Origin of the sequence: Algoriphagus alkaliphilus (assembly GCF_900103735.1) — a bacterium.
Classification (GTDB): domain Bacteria; phylum Bacteroidota; class Bacteroidia; order Cytophagales; family Cyclobacteriaceae; genus Algoriphagus; species Algoriphagus alkaliphilus.
Genome location: NZ_FMXE01000030.1, coordinates 1 through 20,394 on the forward strand (window position 1 = coordinate 1; position 20,394 = coordinate 20,394).

The following is a 20,394-nucleotide window of genomic DNA, read 5'->3' on the forward strand; positions in this document are numbered from 1 at the left end:
AGAAGTCCCGGTCATTGAGTCAGCAGTATTATTGGATAAGGAAGGCAGAGAAATTGCAATAGGGAAAAGGGTAGCAGGGAAAATGACTTTTGAAGGTTCTAATCTTCAAAAAGGAATCTACTTTATTCATGTGGTGGTCGATGGAGAGTTCACGAGAGAGCAAATCATCATCGAATGAGAAACATTAAAAATAAAGTTATCGTGGGTTGCAGCTGTGGCAACTCACGATAACTTTTTCACTTGCAGGACGACCTTTATCCCCTCTCCTTCTACAATTATGACCGAATTGCGAATCGGCGTACCTCCAAAGCCGTCGATCAGGGTGCCACCGACGAGGGCTTTGAGATTTTGGGCAGGTGATTGGAGAGAAAAGGCAAAGAATAGAATCGTAAGAAATTTTCTGGATTTCATAGGTTGGGTGGTTTAACGAACCAAAAAGGTACAAAACTTATAGGAATCGAGGTGTTTACTCGAAGGCCTGAAAGTGTAAAAACACCTGTCAGGTTTTCAAAACCTGACAGGTCTAATCCAATAATTTAGTTTCTTGAGACTTCCAGAAAATAAGCTAAAAGAATTTCTGACGGCTTTTTGGTAATGGTAAACATTCGGTTTTTACTTCAAAAGGATCTGATATCCCAGCTGGCTGGACCGTCCAAAAATCCCCCTTGAGTTGATGTTTGGAATTGGAGAAATTTCCTTCCAATGGAAAATTGATGAATTAGTGAACAATCAAGGGTTCGCCAATCCCGATTCCATATTGGAACCTTGCCGTAAACTTGGAATACTCCGATACCGAAAAAGTCAAACCTGCCTCAGGCCGAATTACTATTGACTAGGAATTGGCCTTTTCCTGAGCGGGGGTCTGCTCCAGAAGAACGATGCTCCAATCACCGCTTGGGTTTGGTTCTCTTTTTCCAAAAAAACTCTCCTTTTTCTTTTCCAAGCTGTAACGAATTATCTTTTGTGATCGTCTTATAACTACGTTCCTGATTTTTTTGAAACAACTGATTACCAATATGATGTCCTAACTATGAAAAAGTTATTCTTATCGTATATAGCACTTTTTCTGTGCTGTGTTTTAACTCTTAGTTGTGGAGAGTCAGAAAATCCAATTAGCTGCGAAAATATAAACGGAATTGCGATTGAGTCATTTGAAGATTTATTTTTTGAAGATGTCACATGCTTTATTCAAAACATCAACCCTGATCAAGGTACCGTAAAATTGGTAATTAAAACCCAATCAGATTTTGAGAAGTATTTTGCTTGTAATCCTATGGTTCCACAGATTGATTTTGAGAAGTATTTTATTTTAGCCGGACGGTATCGTCATCGCCAATGTGCAATATGGGATAGTCAGCAAGTATTTTCCTGCAAAAAAAGGATAATTTTTAAAGTAAATATGCTGGAGCAAGTTTGCTTGGCATTTACAAATGTTTATTACTTTACTGTACTTGAGAAAAAGTACTCTAACTGGCCGATAGAATTTGATGTTAGGTTTATAAATTAATACTACTATGAGAACAATTATTTTTCTCACCATTTTCTTTCTATCAATTCTGAATCAAGTATTTGCCCAAGAATATTACTATTGGGCCTATGACAAAAAATATCCTTTAGAATTGTTTTCAGAAAAACAATATGTAGTGATTCAGGGAAATGATAAAGAAACAATAGTCAGGGGATTAGGGGTTAATGAAGTCCTGATTTCGGAGCCTAAGCCCATCATTATCAGCAAAACAATCAAAAGCAGCAATCTAAGCTCGATGTCGAGAAAAAATTTAAACTGGGCATTGGTAAATAATGTAATTGAAAAAAACACGATACAATTCTCTGAGTTGATTTATGCTGCACCCTCTTTTCTTGTGAACGGTAAAGAGGTTAATTTATCTCAATATTTTTATGTTAAGCTTAAAAATGAAGGAGATTTGGGAATTCTTGAGGATATGGCTATTAAAAATAAAGTCGAAATAATAGGAAACGATGCATACATGCCTCTTTGGTATATTTTATCGTGTGATAAGTATTCTCGAGGAAATGCTTTGGAAATGGCAAATTATTTTTACGAGTCAGGTTTGTTTGTCTCAGCACAGCCTGACCTTATGGAAGATATGAATATTAATTGTGCCAATGATGCTTTGTTCAATCAACAATGGCACTTAAATAATACAGGGCAGGCAGGTGGTACCGTTGGAAATGATATCAGGATTTGTCAGGCCTGGGATATTACAACAGGTTGCGCAAATGTGACTGTTGCTGTTTTAGACAATGGCCTTGAATTTAATCATCCTGACTTTAATAATATTAGTCCGATAAGTTTTGATACTGAGACTGGTACTGCCCCAAGTGTGGTAAGAGGTGATCATGGAGTGCCTGTAGCAGGAGTTATTGGTGCTACTGTAAACAATAACTTGGGGGTTGCCGGGGTCGCACCAAATGTTCAATTAATGTCGATTAGCAATTCATTAGCAGCAATGCCAGCTTCTCGACAAAACCGCGCTGCTGGAATAAATTTCGCATGGCAAAACGGGGCAGATATAATAAATAATAGTTGGTCTTCGTCTGTTTCCTATCAAATTATAGACGATGCAATTATAAATGCTACAAATTTTGGAAGAAACGGGCGTGGAACCCTCGTTATATTTGCTAGTGGCAATGAAAATACCGGTTTAAGTTAACCTTCCAATTTACCTCAAGTGATTGCAGTTGGTGCTATTAATAGGAATGCAAGTCGAGCCAATTTTTCAAATTATGGTAATGGATTGGATGTGGTCGCACCCGGAGTCAGTATTAGTGCTACAGACAGACTGGGTGCACTGGGATACAACCAAAATGTGGGCGCAGCTGGAGATTATACTACAATAGATGGCACTTCATTTGCCGCTCCTCAAGTGGCAGGAATAGCAGCCTGATTACTTTCTGTAAATCCAGGATTGACTGCCCAACAAGTTCGTAATATAATTGAATCCACTACAGACAAGGTTGGAGGATATGGTTATGTCTTAGGTCAAGGGGAACAGCCAACATTAACTTGGAACAACCAAATGGGATACGGGAGAGTAAATGCCTTTAATGCCTTACAGGCTATCGTGACCGGTCCTGAAGTGATATGTGGTTCTGGGACTTTTTCAATTCAAAACCCTCTTCCAGGCACGACTGTCAGCTGGACATCAAGTAATCCCGGCGGGTTGACCATCAATCAAAGTACAGGATTGGCTGTTAGACAAAATAATTTTAGCGGTGCTGTTACTGTTAGTGCAACAATTAACAGTGGTTGCGGAAACTCAGTCATATCAAGAACTGTCTGGGTAGGAACTCCTCAGATCACCAATATGCGGGTGAATAATATGTCTTACTTCACGGGGATGAACGTCCAACTCTGTCCCGGAAATCACTGGCTTAATGTCACCCCAGTGGGCGGAAATCCGGGAAATGCCAGCTGGACAGTTCCATCCGGCATCCCTCATTTTGTCGGGACGAATACCCTGGATTTTACCTATCCTCAAAACTATTCCAACTCCCTGACCATATCCGTTCGTGCATCCAACGCATGCGGGCTGGGGGCCAATTCTAATTTTTTCTTAAGTAAGAAAACCTTTGGCTGTACCAGCTCATTTTCCATGGTAATCTATCCCAATCCGGCCAAAGATCAGTTTAGTGTAGAAATGATGGCAATCGACAAAAATGCCATGACAGAAGAAGTCCCGGTCATTGAGTCAGCAGTATTATTGGATAAGGAAGGCAGAGAAATTGCAATAGGGACAAGGGTAGCAGGGAAAATGACTTTTGAAGTTTCTAATCTTCAAAAAGGAATCTACTTTATCCATGTGGTGGTCGATGGAGAGCTCACGAGAGAGCAAATCATCATCGAATAAAAATCATTAGGATTATCCGCAATCTTGCCATTACCCTAATTTTAAGGACCAAAGACGCGGATAATCGTCCACTGACGACAGTCAACAGTCCACAGCACGTAAAAAATGGACTTCAATCCAATATATGGTTTGGCACTGGTAAGATAGCGGATATACATAAAATCATTAAATATAAAGCTATCGTGGGTTGCACCCTGGGCAACTCACGATAACTTTTCCACTTCCAGGACGACCTTTATCCCCTCGCACTTGACAATAATGACCGAATTACGAATCGGTGTACCTCCAAAACCGTCTATCAATGTGCCACCTACGAGGGCTTTGAGGTTTTGGGCAGGTGATTGGACTGAGAAGACAAGAAATAGGAAAACGAGCAACCTGATTGACCTAATAAGTTTGGTGGGAATACGAAACAAAAAGGTACAAAAAAAGCCGTCAGAATTTCTGACAGCTTTTTGTTAGTTGTGAATAACTTTCATTTAATTCTATAAGAGTATCCTATCTCCAAAGAAGAATAGCTTAGACTTGTCGAATGGGTTACTGAATAATTTTCACCATCTAATAACACCTCTGGAAAATCCCTAACAATCACTGAATTCATCAAAGAAATCCCAAGAGTCCCCTTCAGGAACAAAGTCGATCTTTCACCGACTGCATAGTGAAGCTCAAGACTTGGCTTTAGCAAGGGAAAAATCCGACTTTTGACTTCTTGGGAACCTGAAAATGTAAGGTCATACAGTGGTACGCCGTAACTGGTGTACCCAGTTTGAAATGATTTATCATTTAGATATGTCTTGTTTTCTATCGGTACTATTCCCAATCCAAAGCCAAGGTTAGCTCGTATCGAAAATTTTGCCTCTCGAATACTGTGATTATAACCAATAAATGGCAAAACAGAAAAATGATGAATTTCTTTTATATCAAAGCGCATTCTATCATATTGGAAGCCATTCCCGTAGCGATTGACTCCAACGTCAAACCCGTAGATCACTCCATTCTGCCTGATCTTATAGCCAGATAGCGTAATTGACCATCCATTTCGATAGACGGTTCTTAGCCCGTCAAAATTCCCCTCATAGTCCAAATTAATCTCTGGAAATCCAAATGAGAGATTTAGAGATTTCTGGGCGACCACTTCAGATAGGGCTGCTGAAAATAACAAGAAGACTGTTAATATGATTTTGAACATGAATTAAAATCCTTCGTGAATTCTGTAGAGATCAAAGTCCCAGTAGGAAAACCCTCCAGCGCCATTACCGTGATCACCTCCTACTTCGACATAAAATCGGCTATCTAATCTATATTTTTCCAGCCCTCTTCCCATTGAATAGTATTGTTTCTCCAGATCATCATCCCATACAGCATCATCTGAGATTTCGTAGCGGATTCCGTAGCTATTTTTCTTGCTTTTCATCCAAACGTCCCAATAAATCCGGATATCAGTTGGTTCCCCACTATAAAAAGGTGCTGCACTTTTCTTCATATGTTTGGCTTGGGAAAACAATTTGAAATAGATTCCGGCGGTTTGATATACATGCTTTGCTTCTATTCGATAATCCATACCGGAAGTTCCGGGCGTGTCTCGATTATAACTGCATTTGTCGTCATCACAGTTGTCTCCGACATAGAAAGCTGCGATTCTTCTATTTTCTAAATCCGCTCTCTTTTTTGAAAGAATGGTTCCTGTTGAACCTTCTTCCAATAAACTTATTACTTCGTCTTCAAAAGAAAAAAGGTAGACTAAATCTGAGTCGTAGTCACCTTCAATCAACGAAGGTCTCAGAGAAAAATCCTCAGTCACAGCTACCAGTTTTTTGCCAAAGTCAAGATAGAACAGTCTCTCACCAATGACAACAGTCTTCTCCTCATCTAGAATATCAAGAATTAGCGAACCTTCATATTCTTCAATTGCTTTGCCTTCGTCGTCTGACAGAATTCTTGCATTTAAAGAGGCACTTTCCGTCTTCGTCAGCTTTGCAATGGATTGGAAATCCAAGGACAGGATTTCTTTAGGATCTTGAATCGCATTTTCATAATATTCAAAATCAGCAAAACTCAATGTTTTGCCTACTACTTCCACTCCTTTGTCTCGCGATAGCTCAGGAAAGTCTTCATTTTGGTCTGGAATACAGGCCGAAAGTGTGGCTCCGAGGAGGAAAATCCCTCCAAAATTTTTCAATTGTTTTTTCATAAAAGTTTGTTTTAAAAGTTTAATCCAAATGAAAAAAAAAAAACGAACTACACAATACTCTGCCTATTTTTTCAAGTAAAAATTTTCAATTCATGATTTCCAACTAGTTACTAGTTGATTACGGGATTTTGCCAGTAAATTCAGGCCGTTGCCGATTTTCTTCCGAATTTTACCCCATGCCCAAAGGAAAGCTTTTCTTAATTCCCAATGTCCTCGCCGATAATACAGCGCATTGGGTGATTTCGCCACAAGTACAAGATGTCATCGCTCATACCAAAATCTTTTTGGTCGAAAATCCCCGCTCCGCCCGACGCTATATTTCCAGCTTGAAGTTAGGAGTGAATCTGGAGGAAGTTCACATGGAAACCTTGGACAAAGGAACTCCTCCAGAATCGATCAATCGGCTCATGCAGCCCCTAATGAACGGAGCTGACATCGGTGTGATCTCTGAGGCAGGATGTCCAGGGATTGCCGATCCGGGAGCATTGGCGGTGGCTTATGCTCACTCAAAAGACATTCAAGTTGTTCCGATCTCGGGTCCAAGTTCCATGTTTTTGGCACTGATGGGTTCCGGTTTTTCGGGGCAGTCTTTTGCTTTTCACGGCTATTTGCCCATTGATAAAAAGGAAAGAGCCGTCGCCTTGAAAAAACTGGAAGCCGAATCGATCCGAGAGAAACGTGCACAGATTTTTATGGAAACTCCTTTTCGGAATAATCAGCTCCTCGAAGATTTGCTTTCCACCTTGGCTCCTCACACCAAACTCTGTATCGCAAAGAATCTCACCGCAGCAGATGAATTTATCCAAACCAAGACCATAGCCGAGTGGAAGCAATTCCCCATCGATCTGCATAAAGTCCCCACTGTTTTTATCCTTCAAAGCTTCTAGGCCATGTTTACCATTGATGCGCATCTTGATCTGAGTATGAACGCCCTCGAGTGGAACCGGGATCTTACACGCCCAGTTTCTGAAATCAATGCACGTGAAAAAGGCATGACTGATAAACCCGACCGGGGCAATGCGACTGTTTCACTTCCCGAGTTGCGAAAAGGAAATATAGGCCTAGTGGTGGCCACTCAGATCGCCCGCTTTGTCGCTCCTGACAATTCACTTCCCGGTTGGCACTCTCCAGAGCAGGCCTGGGCTCAGACTCAAGGCCAGCTGGCCTGGTATCAGGCCATGGTCGAGAAAGGTGAAATGAACCAAATCCGGAATATTACTGAGCTGGAAGCACATCTGGCCAATTGGAATCAAGGAGATGACAAAAACCAAAAGCCGGTAGGATTTATTCTTTCACTGGAAGGAGCTGACTCGATCGTGAATCTGAATTATCTGGAAAAAGCCTACGAAAGCGGTCTCCGCGCTTTGGGCCCTGCTCATTATGGTCCGGGGCGCTATGCCTTTGGCACAGATTCTTCGGCTCCTTTGAGTAATCAGGGAAAAGACTTGGTGAAGAAAATGGACGAACTCGGGATTATCTTGGACGCCACGCATCTTTGCGATTTGGCTTTTTGGGATGCCTTGGAGATTTACCAGGGTCCGGTGTGGGCAAGTCATAACAATTGCCGGGCTTTGGTGGATCACAATCGACAGTTTTCAGACGAGATGATCAAAGCCCTGATTGATCGCGGAGCTGTTATTGGTGCGGCTTTTGACGCTTGGATGCTCAGTCCGGGTTGGGTGAGGGGAAAAAGTACCCCAAAAGAGCGGAATGTGACCCTTCCCACGGTTTTGGATCATCTAGATCACATCTGTCAAATTGCAGGCAATGCCAATCACATCGGAATCGGGTCCGACTTGGATGGAGCATTTGGCACCGAACAATGTCCATCGGATCTGGAAACGATCGCTGATTTGAAAAAAATCCCTGAGCTACTTCAGAGAAGAGGTTACAATGCTTCAGATATCGAAAAAGTGATGCATGGAAACTGGTTGAACTTTTTGAAGAAAGCTTGGAGTTAATTTTTGATTGTAAATATTCCAAGATTGGGCAAGAATCCTTAAAAAATACGATGGGCTAATTCAAGAAGTCCAAGCAAGATTGCAGAACTAAACTCTAGTTGTAAAACAGTACCCCCCCCCCCGAAAATTGACTTTCGGGGTTTTTATTTTAAACTTTTTTAAAAAAAAATTCCCAGTATCAATCGATTTCCAAACCATTTTCTGGCAAGGCTGTGGCTATGAGGCCAAATGAGTCCTTTTTTCAGATCGTAAACTTTGTAATTTATCGCCTTGAAAGGTGGTTTTAATGCCTTTTTAACCAACCCAGAATATTTAGATGCTAAAACCCAAACTCTCCTTTTCCCAGATCATCAACATGAATGTTGGTTTTTTTGGGATTCAATATAGTTTCGGCCTGCAGCAAAGTGCAGTCAATCCCATCTATGACATGCTGGGCGCTGCCCCTGACGAGATTCCGCTATTGAACCTTGCCGGACCGATGACAGGACTGCTGATCCAACCCATCATCGGAGCACTGAGTGACAGTACCTGGAGTGATAAATACGGAAGAAGAAAACCCTATTTTTTTATCGGTGCATTGATTTGTAGCATCTGTCTGTTCTTTTATCCGTTCAGCAGTACGCTTTGGATGGCAGCGGGCTTACTATGGGTCTTGGATGCAGCTAACAATACGGCGATGGAGCCCTACCGTGCACTGATTGCCGATTCCCTTCCTGAGGAGCAGTATGGACAGGGATTTTTGACTCAAAGCTTCTTTACAGGACTTGGGATTACACTTGCAAATCTTTCGCTCTTTGTCTTCCAGATTTTCTTCAAGGGAACCATCGGTTCACTTCCAATGTGGGTCTATGCCTCCTTTTTTCTGGGGACGATCTGCTCCATCACTTCGGTGCTGTGGAGTATGTCCAAGACGCCCGAATACCCTCCCTCACCTGAGGAGCTAATGCTATTAAAAGAGCGGAACAAAGGAATGCCTCATCCGGCGATCCAGTTTTTCCTTTCGATTTTGACCACTTTAGTCGCCTATTTGGCATTTTTCATTCTTTTAATCCCTTCTATTTTTGACCGAAAGCTGATCCGAAAGACGATTCACTGGGCTGAAAACAACCCGACTACCAAAGTGCTGTTTGCACAAAATCTGGAAATCATCGAGTCCATCATTCAGATGCCCTCTGTGATGTGGAAGCTGGCATTGGTCTACCTCTTTCAATGGTATGCACTCTTCTGTTATTGGCAAAATGCGGCAAAAAGTATCGCCCTTTCGGTGTGGGATGCCACGCCGGCGAGTGATCCGGGGAAATATGAAGAAGCCGTCGGTTGGACAGGTCTGGTCAATGGCTGGTACAACATCATTACTTTCCTGTCGGCGTTTTTTCTCGTGGGAATGGCCAGGAAATTCGGACCCAAAAAAGTCCATTTCTTCTGCCTGATAATGGCTGGAGTGGGGCTGATCATTTTCCCGATGATCGAAAATAAATACCTGCTCTTTGCACCGATGACCGGATTTGGGATCGCTTGGGCCAGCATGATGGGGATTCCCTACCTGCTGGTAGTCAACGAAATTCCCAAAGAGCGCTACGGAGTCTATATGGGAATCATCAACATGATGATCGTGATTCCGATGATATTGCAGACCCTGACCTTTGGGTTTATTTCCAAAACTTTCCTTCAAAACAATGCGGGACAGGCCATCACCTTCGCCGGAATCCTCCTTCTGATCGCAGCAGCGGCTACGCTACGGATCAAAGAAAATAAGCAAATCGATCCCGACATCACTCCTGTATCCGCAGGGCATTAATCTATATTTCAACTGAGACCTGGCAGGTTTCAGCAGGACATTAATCAAAATTTCAACCCACTATAAGTCACGGTAATGGCCACCGAATCTCTACTTCACCAAAAAACTAAGGAACTCCTGATAGCTGCCGGCTTGGATGAAAAGAAAAAGGACAAGGCTTTTGTGTCCAGACTTTTCTTTCACTTGCCGACTATTCACCGACTATTCGCAGAAATATATGCTACGCATCCGGAGGCCGAAAGTCAGTTTTTTGAATTGATCCAAAGCCTGATCAAAGGGTATCTCGTTCGGGAAAAAGGACTCCAAAAGCGCGACGAAGAAAAAGCCAAAAAAGACATTTGGTTTCTCAGTAATCAGCTTGCGGGGATGAGCTTGTACGTGGATCGTTTCTCCGGAAACCTGAAATCCATGCCTAAAAAACTACCCTATCTGGAAGATTTGGGCGTAAATTTCCTTCATTTGATGCCTATATTCGAGAGTCCTGAGGGAGAAAGTGACGGGGGGTATGCGGTGTCTGATTTCAGAAAGGTGGATGCACGCTTTGGAACTTTGGAGGATTTGATTTCCCTGCGGAAAAAAATGCACGCAAAAGGCATGTACCTCATGCTGGATATCGTCCTCAACCACACCTCACACCATCACGAGTGGGCCCAAAAAGCCAAAGCAGGAGATAAATACTATCAGGATTTTTTCTACACCTATGACAATCGCTGGATTCCGAATGAATTTGACGCGACTATGCCTGATATTTTCCCAGAAAGCTCGCCCGGAAATTTCACCTGGAATGAAGAAATGGGTAAATGGGTCATGACCGTTTTTCATTCCTACCAGTGGGATTTGAACTATATGAACCCGGTCGTCCTCCGTGAAATGCTGGAGAACATTCTTTTCTACGGAAATCTGGGCGTTGACCTACTTCGGATCGATGCTCCTGCCTTTATCTGGAAAAAAACAGGAACAGCCTCCCAAAATCTCTCCGAGGCACACACGCTCCTCCGACTCATCAAGCAATGCGTGCAGGTGACTACACCGGGAATGGCCCTGCTTGGAGAGGCCATTGTCGCTCCTAAAGAGATCATGAAATATTTCGGAACGGATGATTTTCTTGCCCAAGAGTGTGACTTCGCCTACAACGCTACACAAATGGCCCTTCAGTGGGATATGTTGGCTACCGGCGAAACGAAAATCATGCTGAACGCGCAGCATGAGATTTTGCAAAAACCGTACGGAACTTCATGGATTACTTACACCCGATGTCATGACGACATCGGCTTGGGATATGATGATTACATGATTGCCCAGGCCGGCAAGGATCCTTATCAGCACCGGAAATTCATGAAGGAATATTACTCCTACTCAGGCGAGCAGTGGATGAGTCCGGCGCGGGGGGCACTTTTCTCCTCCAACCCCAAAACAGGCGATGCCCGTATCAGTGGAACATTGGCTTCGCTCTGTGGTCTGGAAAAAGCAATCATCGAGCGAAATGAAAATTCAATCGCCCAAAGCATCCAAAAAATCCTGATGATGCAAGCGCATTCCATTTTTCTGGGGGGATTGCCAATGTTGTTTTACGGAGATGAAATCGGCTATACGAATGACTATAGCTTCCAAACTGATCCCGGCAAAAGCTACGACAACCGCTGGATGCACCGACCTGTGATCGATTGGGAAAAAGTCAGCAAAGTGGAGGTCGAAGGATCTATTGAAAATCGGGTTTTTACCGGAGTAAAGAAGCTCCTGAAAATCCGAAAGCAAAAGTCTCTTTTCAGTGACTCAAGCAATATTTCCTGGATGAGTCCTCAGAATATCCATGTTGCTGGCTTTATCCGAAAACTCGGAAATGAGCGCGTTTATTGCCTCTTCAACTTCAGTGATAAAGTTGCAAACCTGACTTGGTATGCCTTTCGAGAGCAAGCTGAGGGTCCTCAAAAGCTGATAAATCACTGGGACGGAGAAGAATTCGAAATCGGCCAAGACCACGAGAATTTAAGCTTGGAACCCTATGGATTTATGATTCTTGAACCAAAATAAAATTGGAAAAAACTCCTTGGTTTTCCAAGGTTACCGCTTTTGAGAAGACTGTCTGACGATCAATTCAGTCTTCAGTTCGATCAGTTCATCCGCTCCGAATTCATGCTTTTTGATTAAGTCGATCAGAATTTCAGTGGCTTTTTCTCCCATTTCAAAGCCATGCTGGTGAACCGAACTGAGATTTGGAGTAATGTATTCCGAAAGCATCCAATTGCTAAATCCCATCAAACCTACTTGACTGGGCAAATCATAGCCTGCTGATTGCAGGTATTTCATTGACCCCAAGGCTACTAAATCCGTAATGCAAAAAATCGCATCCGGTGGATTTGGACTCTCCATCAATTCCTTGGTAAAGTCAAATCCTTCTTGCTCCAGAATATCCCAACAGCCCTTTACCCATTCCTCTCGAAATTCCAATCCATGGTCTTCAATGGCTTTTTTATAGCCCTGAAACCTTCCTTGTGCATTTTTTACTTCCATCCTACCACTGAGATGGGCGATTTTCCGATAGCCATTTTCAATTAGATTTTTTACTGCTTGATAGGCTCCGTTAAAGTCATCCACCACTACTTTTGGTGAAATAATTTGATCGGTGATTTTGTCAAACTGAACAATGGGCTTCCCTTCATCCAAAAAATCCTGAAGATGGTCTGCCTCAATAGTTTCATTGGAAACAGAAATAATCAATCCATCCACTCCAATACCAAGCAAAGTTTTGCAGGCGAAAACCTCTCCGTTTTTCACATCTCCCGATTGGGATACCAACACATGATATCCGTGTTTTTTGGCTGTTTCAATTACACCGGATATCGTCGTTGAGAAAAAATGATGCACAATATGTGGGACCACCAATCCGATTAAAGAAGTCCGATTTTTTCGAAAATTCACTGCAAGAGCATTGGGTACATAGTTGTGCTTTTCCGCATAGTCTTTTACCTGCCGGATAGTTTCATCTGAGATGGAATGATAGCCATTGAGCGCTCTGGAAGCTGTAGAAGGAGAAATATTCAGCGCGTGGGCAATATCCTTTAAGGTAATTTTTCGCTTTTCAGACATGTGCAGGTTAGTTTGGGTTGGATAAGTTATTTGATTTGAGCTCCGTTAACAATCCTTTTAGTAAAAAGGATTTTGAGAAAATGATACTTTGGAATTTTGACGATACCCAAATAATATTAAGCTTCACCTCGACTTCTCGCTCAGTAGCCGGTGAATATCTGCTGGAGGAGTCTAATTTCCGCGGTCAAAGCAAGTTACCTGCCAGTGCCAATAGTCGAGTTCATTTTTATAACCTGGCACTGTCCCGGAAATGCACATTGAAAAATATTAGAATCACCTCATCAAAATCGTGTCGGATGCATTTTTAAAAACATTTATATTGATTGCATATCGCTTTTACAAGTCAATTAACAAAACCCATCTCTTATGAAACCTATTGTCCAGATCTCTCTTGATCTGACCAACATTGACGAAGCCTTGGAAACTGCCGCCCTGGCACTTCGTGCCGGAGTAGATTGGCTGGAAGCCGGAACGCCCCTGATTTTAGCCGAAGGCTTGCATGGAGTAAGAAAACTTCGGGAAGCTTTTCCAGGAGTGCCTATCGTGGCTGACCTCAAAACTATGGATGGAGGCTACCTCGAAGCTGAAATGATGGCTAAAGCAGGAGCAACCCACGTGGTAGTAATGGCTCGGGCAAATGCCGAGACGATCAAATGTGTGGTCAAAGCAGGAAAAGACTTTGGGGTAAAAGTCATGGGAGATAATATGATCTGTCCGGATATGGTGGAAGGTGCCAAATTTCTGGAAGATCTGGGTTGCGACTACGTGATCCATCACATCGGCTATGATGAGCGCAGAGGAATTGCAGCAGCGGGACACCGGATGCCAAGTCCTTTAGATCAGCTTCGAGAAGTGGTTGCTGCAGTCAATATTCCTGTCCAGGCGGTAGGCGGGCTTTCACTCGAGCAAGCAATCATGTGTCCTCAGTATGGAGCCCCACTCGTAGTTTTGGGTGCTCCATTGACCATCGACGCGGACTCCTTCAAAACTGCAGATGGCAATCTCGAGGAATCCCTCCGAATGATCTGCGCGGCAATTCATGCACAAAAAACTGTTTTCCCATCAAAATCCTAACCTATGTCCAGCACTAAAAATCCTGCGGTAGTCAACTACTCCGAGCAAAAGCATTCCGTAGAAATCCGAGAAATTCCAGTTCCAGAAATCGGCGAAGAGGACATCCTTCTAGAAGTGGAAAATGTGGGCGTATGCGGAAGCGATCTCCATCAGTGGACTTCCGATCACAGTTGGCCAGTGAATTATCCGGTGGTCTTGGGTCATGAGTTTGGCGGAAAAATCGCTGCTCTTGGTTCTCGAGTCTCTGGGTGGAAAGTGGGTGCCCGAGTCGTCTCCGAGACAGCGGCCGTGATCGACACCCAAAATCCCATGAGTAAAGTAGGTCTCTACAATCTGGATCCAACCAGAAAAGGCTTTGGCTATGGCGTGAACGGAGCGATGACCAGATTCGTACGGGTTCCTGCCCGATGCCTCCATACCGTTCCGGAAAATCTTTCTTTCGAAGAAGCCTGCCTGACCGAACCCTGTTGTGTGGCTTATAATTCAGTGGTGGGAAATTCCAGCATCAAACCGGGAGATCGGGTGATTGTCATTGGGCCGGGAACGATTGGAATTCTGTGCGCAGCGATGGCCCGACTTTGCGGAGCAGAAGTGGCTATACTTGGACTGGAAGGAGATCGGGGAAGACTGGAAATCGCCAAGAATGCCTACGGATGCAGCGTCCTGATTGGAGAAGAAATGGCCGAGACCTGGGCCAGAAAACGCGACGGTTTGGGTGCCGACTTGATTATTGATGCAGCCGGACACAGTGCAACACTGCAAATCGCAATGAAACTCGTCCGACCAAACGGACAGATAACTAAAGTAGGTTGGGGGCCTCAGCCCTGCAATTTTTCCCTAGATCCCATCGTCCAGAAAAACATCCGACTGCAAGGCAGCTTCAGCCACAACTGGCCGATATGGGAGCGCGTGATTGCCCTGTTGGCAAGCGGAGCCCTGAATGTGAAACCCATCATCGGAGGCGTTTGGCCGATCACGGAATGGCACGAAGCATTTGAAAAAATGCACACCGGGCAAGTGGTGAAGTCAGTTTTAAAACCCGTATAAGATGCGCCTCAAAGACAAAGTCATCATCGTCACCGGAAGTACGACCGGAATCGGAAAAGCCATCGCCATACGCTGCGTAGCCGGGGGAGCAAAAGTCGTCCTCCATGGCTTGGAGGAAGATCTCGGAGCTGAAGTCCTTCAGGAAATCGGAACAGAACATGCCGTATTTCATTGCGAAGACATCACTACTGAAACTTGCCCCGACAACCTGGTGAGGCTTGCAGTGGATACATTCGGAAAACTCGACGCAGTGGTCAACAATGCTGCTTTGGTCATCGCCTCGGACATTCACAATACAGACCGGGCTTTTTTCCAAAAAGTACTGGATATCAATACCATTGCACCATTTCTATTGATCCAAAAAGCACTGCCTGAACTCATCAAGACCCGTGGCAGCGTCCTCAATATCGGCTCAATCAACGCTTGGAGCGGAGAACCAAACTTGCTCGCTTATTCTGTTTCAAAGGGTGCAATCATGACCCTGACAGGGAATTTGGGCGATTCACTGATGCGGGAGTATGGAATTCGGGTCAATCAGATTAATCCGGGTTGGGTGCTGACCGAGCGGGAAAAGGAGCGCAAAAAACTTCATGGTCTTTCCGAAACCTGGTATGAAGATCTTCCTGCCATCATTGCTCCGTCAGGGAGAATTCTTTGGCCGGAAGAGATAGCTGCAGCTTGCATATTTTGGCTTTCTGACGAAAGCGGGCCAGTCTCTGGACAGGTTCTCACACTGGAGCAGCATCCGATGATTGGGCGAAATCTCCCCAAAGACAACAAGACCTTTAAATAGATGATTATCTGCGACTTTGCCAGAAGGACAAAAAAGGTTTTGAGTAGCGGATAATTTGTCGACGGTCCACAGTCGACCGACCACAGCAACTCATTTTGCACTTCAGACCTCTTTTTATTTGGGTTAGTGGCAAGAAAGTGTTAAACCATAAAATGATATAGAATAATGCCCAAATTAGCCGCCTTTCCCAAAGCTTTCATGCAGCAACTCTGCAAGGACGGAAACATGAAAATCGCCGACTGGGTAAAGCTTGCAGTACCGCTTCAACTCGATGGACTGGAGTGGTATGCCGGTTTCCTGGAAATGGAAAATGAAAAAAACTGGCCCAAATTCCGCCGGATGGTCGAAAGCGAAGGCATGGTCATTCCGATGATGTGTTGCTCCCCTGATTTTACGCATCGGGACAAGGCCTTCCGCGAAAAAGAAATCCAAAAGCAAAAACGCTGGATCGATATGACCGATGAACTCGGCGGAAAGTACTGCCGCGTCCTTTCAGGCCAGTTTCGCCCCGAGCTTTCCATCGAAGAGGGAATCAAACTCGCCAAAGACTGCATTGAAGCCTGTCTACCCTATGCCCAATCCCTCGGAATCACCTTGATTATTGAAAATCACTACAAAGACGACTTCTGGGAATACCCCGAATTTGCTCAAAAGCGCGCCGTATTCACCAAACTCGTCAAATCGATTCAGCATCCAAACTTTGGGGTGAATTACGATCCAAGCAACACCTATCTCGCTGGAGAGGATCCCCTGGATTTGCTCTATGACATTTCTGATCGAGTGGTCACCATGCATGCGAGCGACCGGTTTTTGAAATATGGCACCATAGAAGACCTTCGAAAAGAGGAAGGCGGAGCACAAGGCTATGCCAAGCGGCTCAGCCATGGGGAAATCGGTCAGGGAATGAACGATTACGATGCCATCTTCACGGAGTTAAAGCGGGTTGGATTCGATAATTGGATCAGCATAGAAGACGGGGTAGATGGCATGGACCAACTGGAGCGAAGTGTGGCATTTTTGAAGAAAAAGATCGCACAGTATTGGAAAGCTTAACGGTCAACAGACGACAGTCCACAGTCGACTGCAAAAGAAAATACCTGTGGGAATTGTACTCATTATTTTAAAACCAAACGGCTTTGGTCCGTGGACTGTGGACAATTGAACTTTCAAACTTTGCAACATTCGAACTTTACAACTATCCCTTCCCAATGCTATCTAGACGACGGGGTCCTGTGGATTAACAAAATCGGCTGATTTTTCCTGGTAGATATCGAAAATGGAAATCTGTGGGAGAAAGGTCGAAATAATTCCATCACTTTGAAACCTTTGGATGGTTGATTACCTTCATCCAAATCCTCTTCAAATGAAAAAGTTATCCCTAACCATTTACCTCTTACTTTTTACATTTTTCGCCTATACTCAAAGCATTTCCGATTTCCTATCCGTTCCTTTTCCCACTTCCATGACTGCTTCTCCTGACGGGAAAGCCATCGCCTGGGTCTTCAACGATCAGGGCGAGCGAAATGTCTTTTATGCAAAAGCCCCTGACTACGCTGCAAAGAAGCTTACCGATTATAAGGGTGATATCGGTGTAGACTTAGGTCCATTGGTTTTTTCTCCGGATAGTAAAACCTTACTTTTCGTCAGGGGAAATAGCCGAAATCCAAGTGGACAACCTGCAAATCCTGCTCAATTACAGGAAAACACGGATAAGAAAATTTTCAAAGTTGATCTGGAAAGTGGAAAATCCAAATGGTTTGCACCCGGGACTTCCCCTGTGTTCAGTCCGAATGGGGAAAATATCGCTTACCTGATCGGAGGATCGGTTTACCTGAAAGCTGCAAGCGATACCACCGATTCAGTCAAGCAACTGTTCACTGCAAGAGGAAGCACTTCCATGCTTTCCTTTTCACCTGAGGGAAATTACCTGGCTTTTATGTCAGGCCGCACGGATCATTCCTTCGTTGGTTTATGGAATTTCGAAAAAAAGGAATTGACCTATCCAGAAGCCAGTCTTGACTTTGATGCTTATCCGGCTTGGAGTCCTGACGGGAAAAAACTGGCCTACCTCCGGATTCCGAATATTCTGAATTTGCTTCCTTTTACGTCGATCACCGAGGCAAATCCTTGGAGTATTCGTGTTTTGGATATTGTTACAATGAAAGCTGAGGAAGTGTGGAAAGCAGATCCGGGACGGGGATCTGTCATGGTTGACGATTTGCCGGCGATCAGCGAGCGACTTTGGTGGACGCCTGGGGGTTCTTTGGTTTTCCCCTGGGAAAAAAACAATTGGATGCAATTGTATAGTATCAATCCAATAACAAAGGAACTCAAACATCTGACTCCGGGCGAAGGTCAGGTCGAATGGGTGCAAGCTTCTTTCACAAAAAATGAGCTTCTGATCACACACAATATCGGGAATATCGACCGAAGGCAGGTTTCCCGACTGGACTTATCCACATTTGATCTTGAACTCCTTTCCGATCCCCAAACGATCAATTGGACACCTGTAAGAGTAGAAAATGGTCTGGCTTGGCTGGAATCGAGCTGGAACCAACCCGGATGGCCAATGGTCCAAACCTATGGCCAAAGCAAAATGCTTGCTCAGGAACTGTTTCCAAAATCTTTTCCAAAAACCCTGAGCAAACCCACACCGATCACGTTAAGAGCAAAAGACGGTTTTGAAAGCTATGGGCAGCTTCTGCTTCCGGCGAATTATGATCCAAAGAAGAAGTATCCTGCTGTCATTTTTCTCCATGGCGGAAGCAGAAGACAAATGCTATTAGGATTTAACTATGGCATGTATTACAGTCATACCTATGCGGCACAGCAGTATTTTGCTTCACAAGGTTACATTGCTTTCATTCTGAATTACCGTAGTGGAATCGGCTATGGGATGGATTTTCGAGAGGAGAAAAACTATGGTGCTGGCGGTGCAAGTGAAGTTCAGGACGTGATGGCAGCAGCGGATTATTTGGCAGCTCGCTCCGATGTGGATCACTCAAAAATTTCACCCTGGGGAGGAAGTTATGGGGGATTTTTAACCGCACATGCCCTTTCTCAGGCACCGGAAAAATTCAATGTGGGAGTCGATATCCACGGGGTACACAATTGGAACAATGACATCCCGGTATTTGCTTCGTGGTATAAACCGGAGAAATTCCCGGAAATGGCAGCACTGGCTTTCAAGTCTTCTCCTATGAATTTTGTCAAAAACTGGAAAGATCCGGTGCTCCTAATACACGGTGATGATGACCGCAATGTCCTTTTCTCCGAAAGCGTGGAATTAGCCGAGGTTTTGAGGAAACAAGGTGTTCATGTGGAGCAGTTGATCTTTCCGGATGAGGTTCATTCTTTTCTTTTACACCGAAATTGGGTCAATGCATTTGCTGCGACATTTAATTTCATCAACAAACATTCTTTGGCAAAATGAAAAACTTATCCACACTATTCGTACTGCTCTTCTTGTGCATAAGTCCACTTTTTGCGCAGCAAAAAATTCTAGAATCCGCTCTTATTCAGGCAGAAAGTAATGGTTTTTCAGGAGTTGTATTGGTAGCAGAAGACGGGAAAATCCTGCTCGAAAAAGCTATCGGTTTCAGGTCTTTTGAAAATAAAACTCCGCTACAAACTACCGATGTTTTTGAAATGGCTTCCATTTCCAAGCAATTCACCGCCATGATCGTGATGATGTGTCAGGAAAAGAAAATGCTTGATTTTGACGATTTAGTACAAAAGTACCTTGACATTCCCTACAAGGGAATCACCATTCGCCACTTGTTAACTCACACCAGCGGTTTGCCGGATTACCAAGCCATCATGGATGCCCATTGGGACAAAAGTAAAGTTGCAGGGAACCCGGACATCCTGGAATACCTCAATCGGTATTCTCCCCCGATGCTCTTTGAACCTGGCGAGAAATACGAATACAGCAATACGGGTTACGTTTTGCTGGCAAGCATCGCTGAAAAGGTAAGCGGGAGGGACTTTGAAGAATTGACCAAAGAATGGATTTTCAAACCTTTGGGAATGAAAAACACAGCTATCCGCAGCTTGGAGGAAAAAGCAAATGTGGAAAACTTTGCCGCAGGCCATCTCAAAGACAGCCTGGGCAAATACATCAACGCCAATAAATTCCATGCTTCAGATTACACGGTTTGGCTGGGCAACCGCAAAGGTCCCGGTCGCGTCAGTAGCACCGCAGAGGATTTGGTGAAATGGGATCAAGCACTCTATTCCGAAAAATTGGTCAAAAAGGAACTGTTGGAAAAAGCATTTTCCCCCTATATCCTCAATGACTTAACCCGAAGCTATTATGGTTTTGGCTGGGAAGTCGAACCCAAAAGTCCGTTTGGAAAAATGGTGATGCACACCGGTGACAATCCGGGCTATCAGACGATCATTGTCCGATTTATAGAAGAGGGTAAAACCATCATTGTCCTGAACAATAATTACCATCCCGACAAAATAAAATTGGTTGAAGCGGCGACTCTTTCGCTGAGGAAGTGGTGAGGATTTAAAAATTGAAAAATTGAAAAATTGGAAGATTGGAAAATTGAAAAATTAACGAA

Annotated in this window: 16 protein-coding genes and 1 pseudogene; 13 read left to right on the forward strand and 4 right to left on the reverse strand. The window is 44.0% G+C overall.

Annotation, left to right across the window (positions count from 1 at the left end; genetic code table 11):
* Positions 1 to 222: 222 nt before the first annotated feature.
* Positions 223 to 411, reverse strand: a complete 189-nt coding sequence (locus BLQ81_RS17055) for a hypothetical protein (protein WP_092732589.1) — start codon at positions 409 to 411, stop codon at positions 223 to 225.
* A gap of 619 nt (positions 412 to 1,030) precedes the next feature.
* Here BLQ81_RS17055 and BLQ81_RS17065 point away from each other — a divergent pair.
* From BLQ81_RS17065 to BLQ81_RS17080, 3 genes and pseudogenes are all read left to right on the forward strand, one after another.
* Entirely contained in the window at positions 1,031 to 1,507 is a 477-nt protein-coding gene (locus tag BLQ81_RS17065; RefSeq protein WP_092732595.1) for a hypothetical protein, read from the forward strand.
* A 436-nt stretch (positions 1,508 to 1,943) separates the two neighbouring features.
* Positions 1,944 to 2,909: pseudogene (locus tag BLQ81_RS22795) on the forward strand (S8 family serine peptidase).
* A 21-nt stretch (positions 2,910 to 2,930) separates the two neighbouring features.
* Positions 2,931 to 3,872: a T9SS type A sorting domain-containing protein gene (locus BLQ81_RS17080; RefSeq protein WP_139183661.1), complete on the forward strand. Its 942-nt coding sequence runs from the start codon at positions 2,931 to 2,933 to the stop codon at positions 3,870 to 3,872.
* A 475-nt stretch (positions 3,873 to 4,347) separates the two neighbouring features.
* On the opposite strand, the gene BLQ81_RS17090 is transcribed toward BLQ81_RS17080, so the two are convergent.
* Positions 4,348 to 5,061 carry a hypothetical protein gene (locus BLQ81_RS17090; RefSeq protein ID WP_092732610.1) on the reverse strand — a complete coding sequence of 238 codons (714 nt, stop codon included), beginning with the start codon at positions 5,059 to 5,061 and terminating at the stop codon, positions 4,348 to 4,350.
* A 3-nt stretch (positions 5,062 to 5,064) separates the two neighbouring features.
* Entirely contained in the window at positions 5,065 to 6,063 is a 999-nt protein-coding gene (locus BLQ81_RS17095) for a hypothetical protein (RefSeq protein WP_092732613.1), read from the reverse strand.
* 176 nt (positions 6,064 to 6,239) lie between these two features.
* On the opposite strand from BLQ81_RS17095, the gene BLQ81_RS17100 reads away from it, so the two are divergent.
* The 4 genes from BLQ81_RS17100 (at position 6,240) to BLQ81_RS17115 (ending at position 11,853) form a co-directional block, all read left to right on the forward strand.
* Positions 6,240 to 6,950, forward strand: coding sequence for an SAM-dependent methyltransferase (locus BLQ81_RS17100; RefSeq protein ID WP_092732616.1), 711 nt, complete (start codon positions 6,240 to 6,242; stop codon positions 6,948 to 6,950).
* A gap of 3 nt (positions 6,951 to 6,953) precedes the next feature.
* Entirely contained in the window at positions 6,954 to 8,024 is a 1,071-nt protein-coding gene (locus tag BLQ81_RS17105) for a dipeptidase (RefSeq protein WP_092732619.1), read from the forward strand.
* A gap of 316 nt (positions 8,025 to 8,340) precedes the next feature.
* Positions 8,341 to 9,822 (forward strand): MFS transporter, encoded by a 1,482-nt coding sequence (locus tag BLQ81_RS17110; protein ID WP_092732622.1) that lies wholly within the window; start codon positions 8,341 to 8,343, stop codon positions 9,820 to 9,822.
* Between the two features lie 75 nt (positions 9,823 to 9,897).
* Positions 9,898 to 11,853: an alpha-amylase family glycosyl hydrolase gene (locus tag BLQ81_RS17115; RefSeq protein ID WP_092732625.1), complete on the forward strand. Its 1,956-nt coding sequence runs from the start codon at positions 9,898 to 9,900 to the stop codon at positions 11,851 to 11,853.
* Between the two features lie 30 nt (positions 11,854 to 11,883).
* On the opposite strand, the gene BLQ81_RS17120 is transcribed toward BLQ81_RS17115, so the two are convergent.
* Positions 11,884 to 12,909, reverse strand: coding sequence for a LacI family DNA-binding transcriptional regulator (locus BLQ81_RS17120; protein WP_092732628.1), 1,026 nt, complete (start codon positions 12,907 to 12,909; stop codon positions 11,884 to 11,886).
* Between the two features lie 366 nt (positions 12,910 to 13,275).
* On the opposite strand from BLQ81_RS17120, the gene BLQ81_RS17125 reads away from it, so the two are divergent.
* From BLQ81_RS17125 to BLQ81_RS17150, 6 genes are all read left to right on the forward strand, one after another.
* Complete coding sequence (locus tag BLQ81_RS17125; RefSeq protein WP_092732632.1) at positions 13,276 to 13,983, forward strand: orotidine 5'-phosphate decarboxylase / HUMPS family protein; 708 nt, start codon at positions 13,276 to 13,278, stop codon at positions 13,981 to 13,983.
* A gap of 3 nt (positions 13,984 to 13,986) precedes the next feature.
* Positions 13,987 to 15,030 (forward strand): zinc-binding dehydrogenase, encoded by a 1,044-nt coding sequence (locus tag BLQ81_RS17130; RefSeq protein ID WP_092732635.1) that lies wholly within the window; start codon positions 13,987 to 13,989, stop codon positions 15,028 to 15,030.
* A gap of 1 nt (position 15,031) precedes the next feature.
* On the forward strand, positions 15,032 to 15,823 hold the full coding sequence (locus BLQ81_RS17135; RefSeq protein WP_092732639.1) for an SDR family NAD(P)-dependent oxidoreductase: 792 nt from the start codon (positions 15,032 to 15,034) through the stop codon (positions 15,821 to 15,823).
* A 165-nt stretch (positions 15,824 to 15,988) separates the two neighbouring features.
* Positions 15,989 to 16,876: a sugar phosphate isomerase/epimerase family protein gene (locus BLQ81_RS17140; RefSeq protein WP_092732642.1), complete on the forward strand. Its 888-nt coding sequence runs from the start codon at positions 15,989 to 15,991 to the stop codon at positions 16,874 to 16,876.
* 310 nt (positions 16,877 to 17,186) lie between these two features.
* Entirely contained in the window at positions 17,187 to 19,256 is a 2,070-nt protein-coding gene (locus BLQ81_RS17145; protein WP_092732767.1) for a S9 family peptidase, read from the forward strand.
* Positions 19,253 to 20,335: a serine hydrolase domain-containing protein gene (locus tag BLQ81_RS17150; protein ID WP_092732645.1), complete on the forward strand. Its 1,083-nt coding sequence runs from the start codon at positions 19,253 to 19,255 to the stop codon at positions 20,333 to 20,335. Before BLQ81_RS17145 ends, BLQ81_RS17150 begins: the two co-directional genes overlap by 4 nt.
* Positions 20,336 to 20,394 lie beyond the last annotated feature (59 nt).

Bases quoted from the DNA above. Each gene is read 5' to 3' on its own strand.
- BLQ81_RS17130 (WP_092732635.1), top strand. From the start codon at position 13,987: ATGTCCAGCACTAAAAATCCTGCGGTAGTCAACTACTCCGAGCAAAAG.
- BLQ81_RS17095 (WP_092732613.1), bottom strand. From the start codon at position 6,063: ATGAAAAAACAATTGAAAAATTTTGGAGGGATTTTCCTCCTCGGAGCC.
- BLQ81_RS17140 (WP_092732642.1), top strand. From the start codon at position 15,989: ATGCCCAAATTAGCCGCCTTTCCCAAAGCTTTCATGCAGCAACTCTGC.
- BLQ81_RS17090 (WP_092732610.1), bottom strand. From the start codon at position 5,061: ATGTTCAAAATCATATTAACAGTCTTCTTGTTATTTTCAGCAGCCCTA.
- BLQ81_RS17120 (WP_092732628.1), bottom strand. From the start codon at position 12,909: ATGTCTGAAAAGCGAAAAATTACCTTAAAGGATATTGCCCACGCGCTG.
- BLQ81_RS17100 (WP_092732616.1), top strand. From the start codon at position 6,240: ATGCCCAAAGGAAAGCTTTTCTTAATTCCCAATGTCCTCGCCGATAAT.
- BLQ81_RS17150 (WP_092732645.1), top strand. From the start codon at position 19,253: ATGAAAAACTTATCCACACTATTCGTACTGCTCTTCTTGTGCATAAGT.
- BLQ81_RS17055 (WP_092732589.1), bottom strand. From the start codon at position 411: ATGAAATCCAGAAAATTTCTTACGATTCTATTCTTTGCCTTTTCTCTC.
- BLQ81_RS17065 (WP_092732595.1), top strand. From the start codon at position 1,031: ATGAAAAAGTTATTCTTATCGTATATAGCACTTTTTCTGTGCTGTGTT.
- BLQ81_RS17125 (WP_092732632.1), top strand. From the start codon at position 13,276: ATGAAACCTATTGTCCAGATCTCTCTTGATCTGACCAACATTGACGAA.
- BLQ81_RS17110 (WP_092732622.1), top strand. From the start codon at position 8,341: ATGCTAAAACCCAAACTCTCCTTTTCCCAGATCATCAACATGAATGTT.
- BLQ81_RS17145 (WP_092732767.1), top strand. From the start codon at position 17,187: ATGAAAAAGTTATCCCTAACCATTTACCTCTTACTTTTTACATTTTTC.
- BLQ81_RS17105 (WP_092732619.1), top strand. From the start codon at position 6,954: ATGTTTACCATTGATGCGCATCTTGATCTGAGTATGAACGCCCTCGAG.
- BLQ81_RS17135 (WP_092732639.1), top strand. From the start codon at position 15,032: ATGCGCCTCAAAGACAAAGTCATCATCGTCACCGGAAGTACGACCGGA.
- BLQ81_RS17115 (WP_092732625.1), top strand. From the start codon at position 9,898: ATGGCCACCGAATCTCTACTTCACCAAAAAACTAAGGAACTCCTGATA.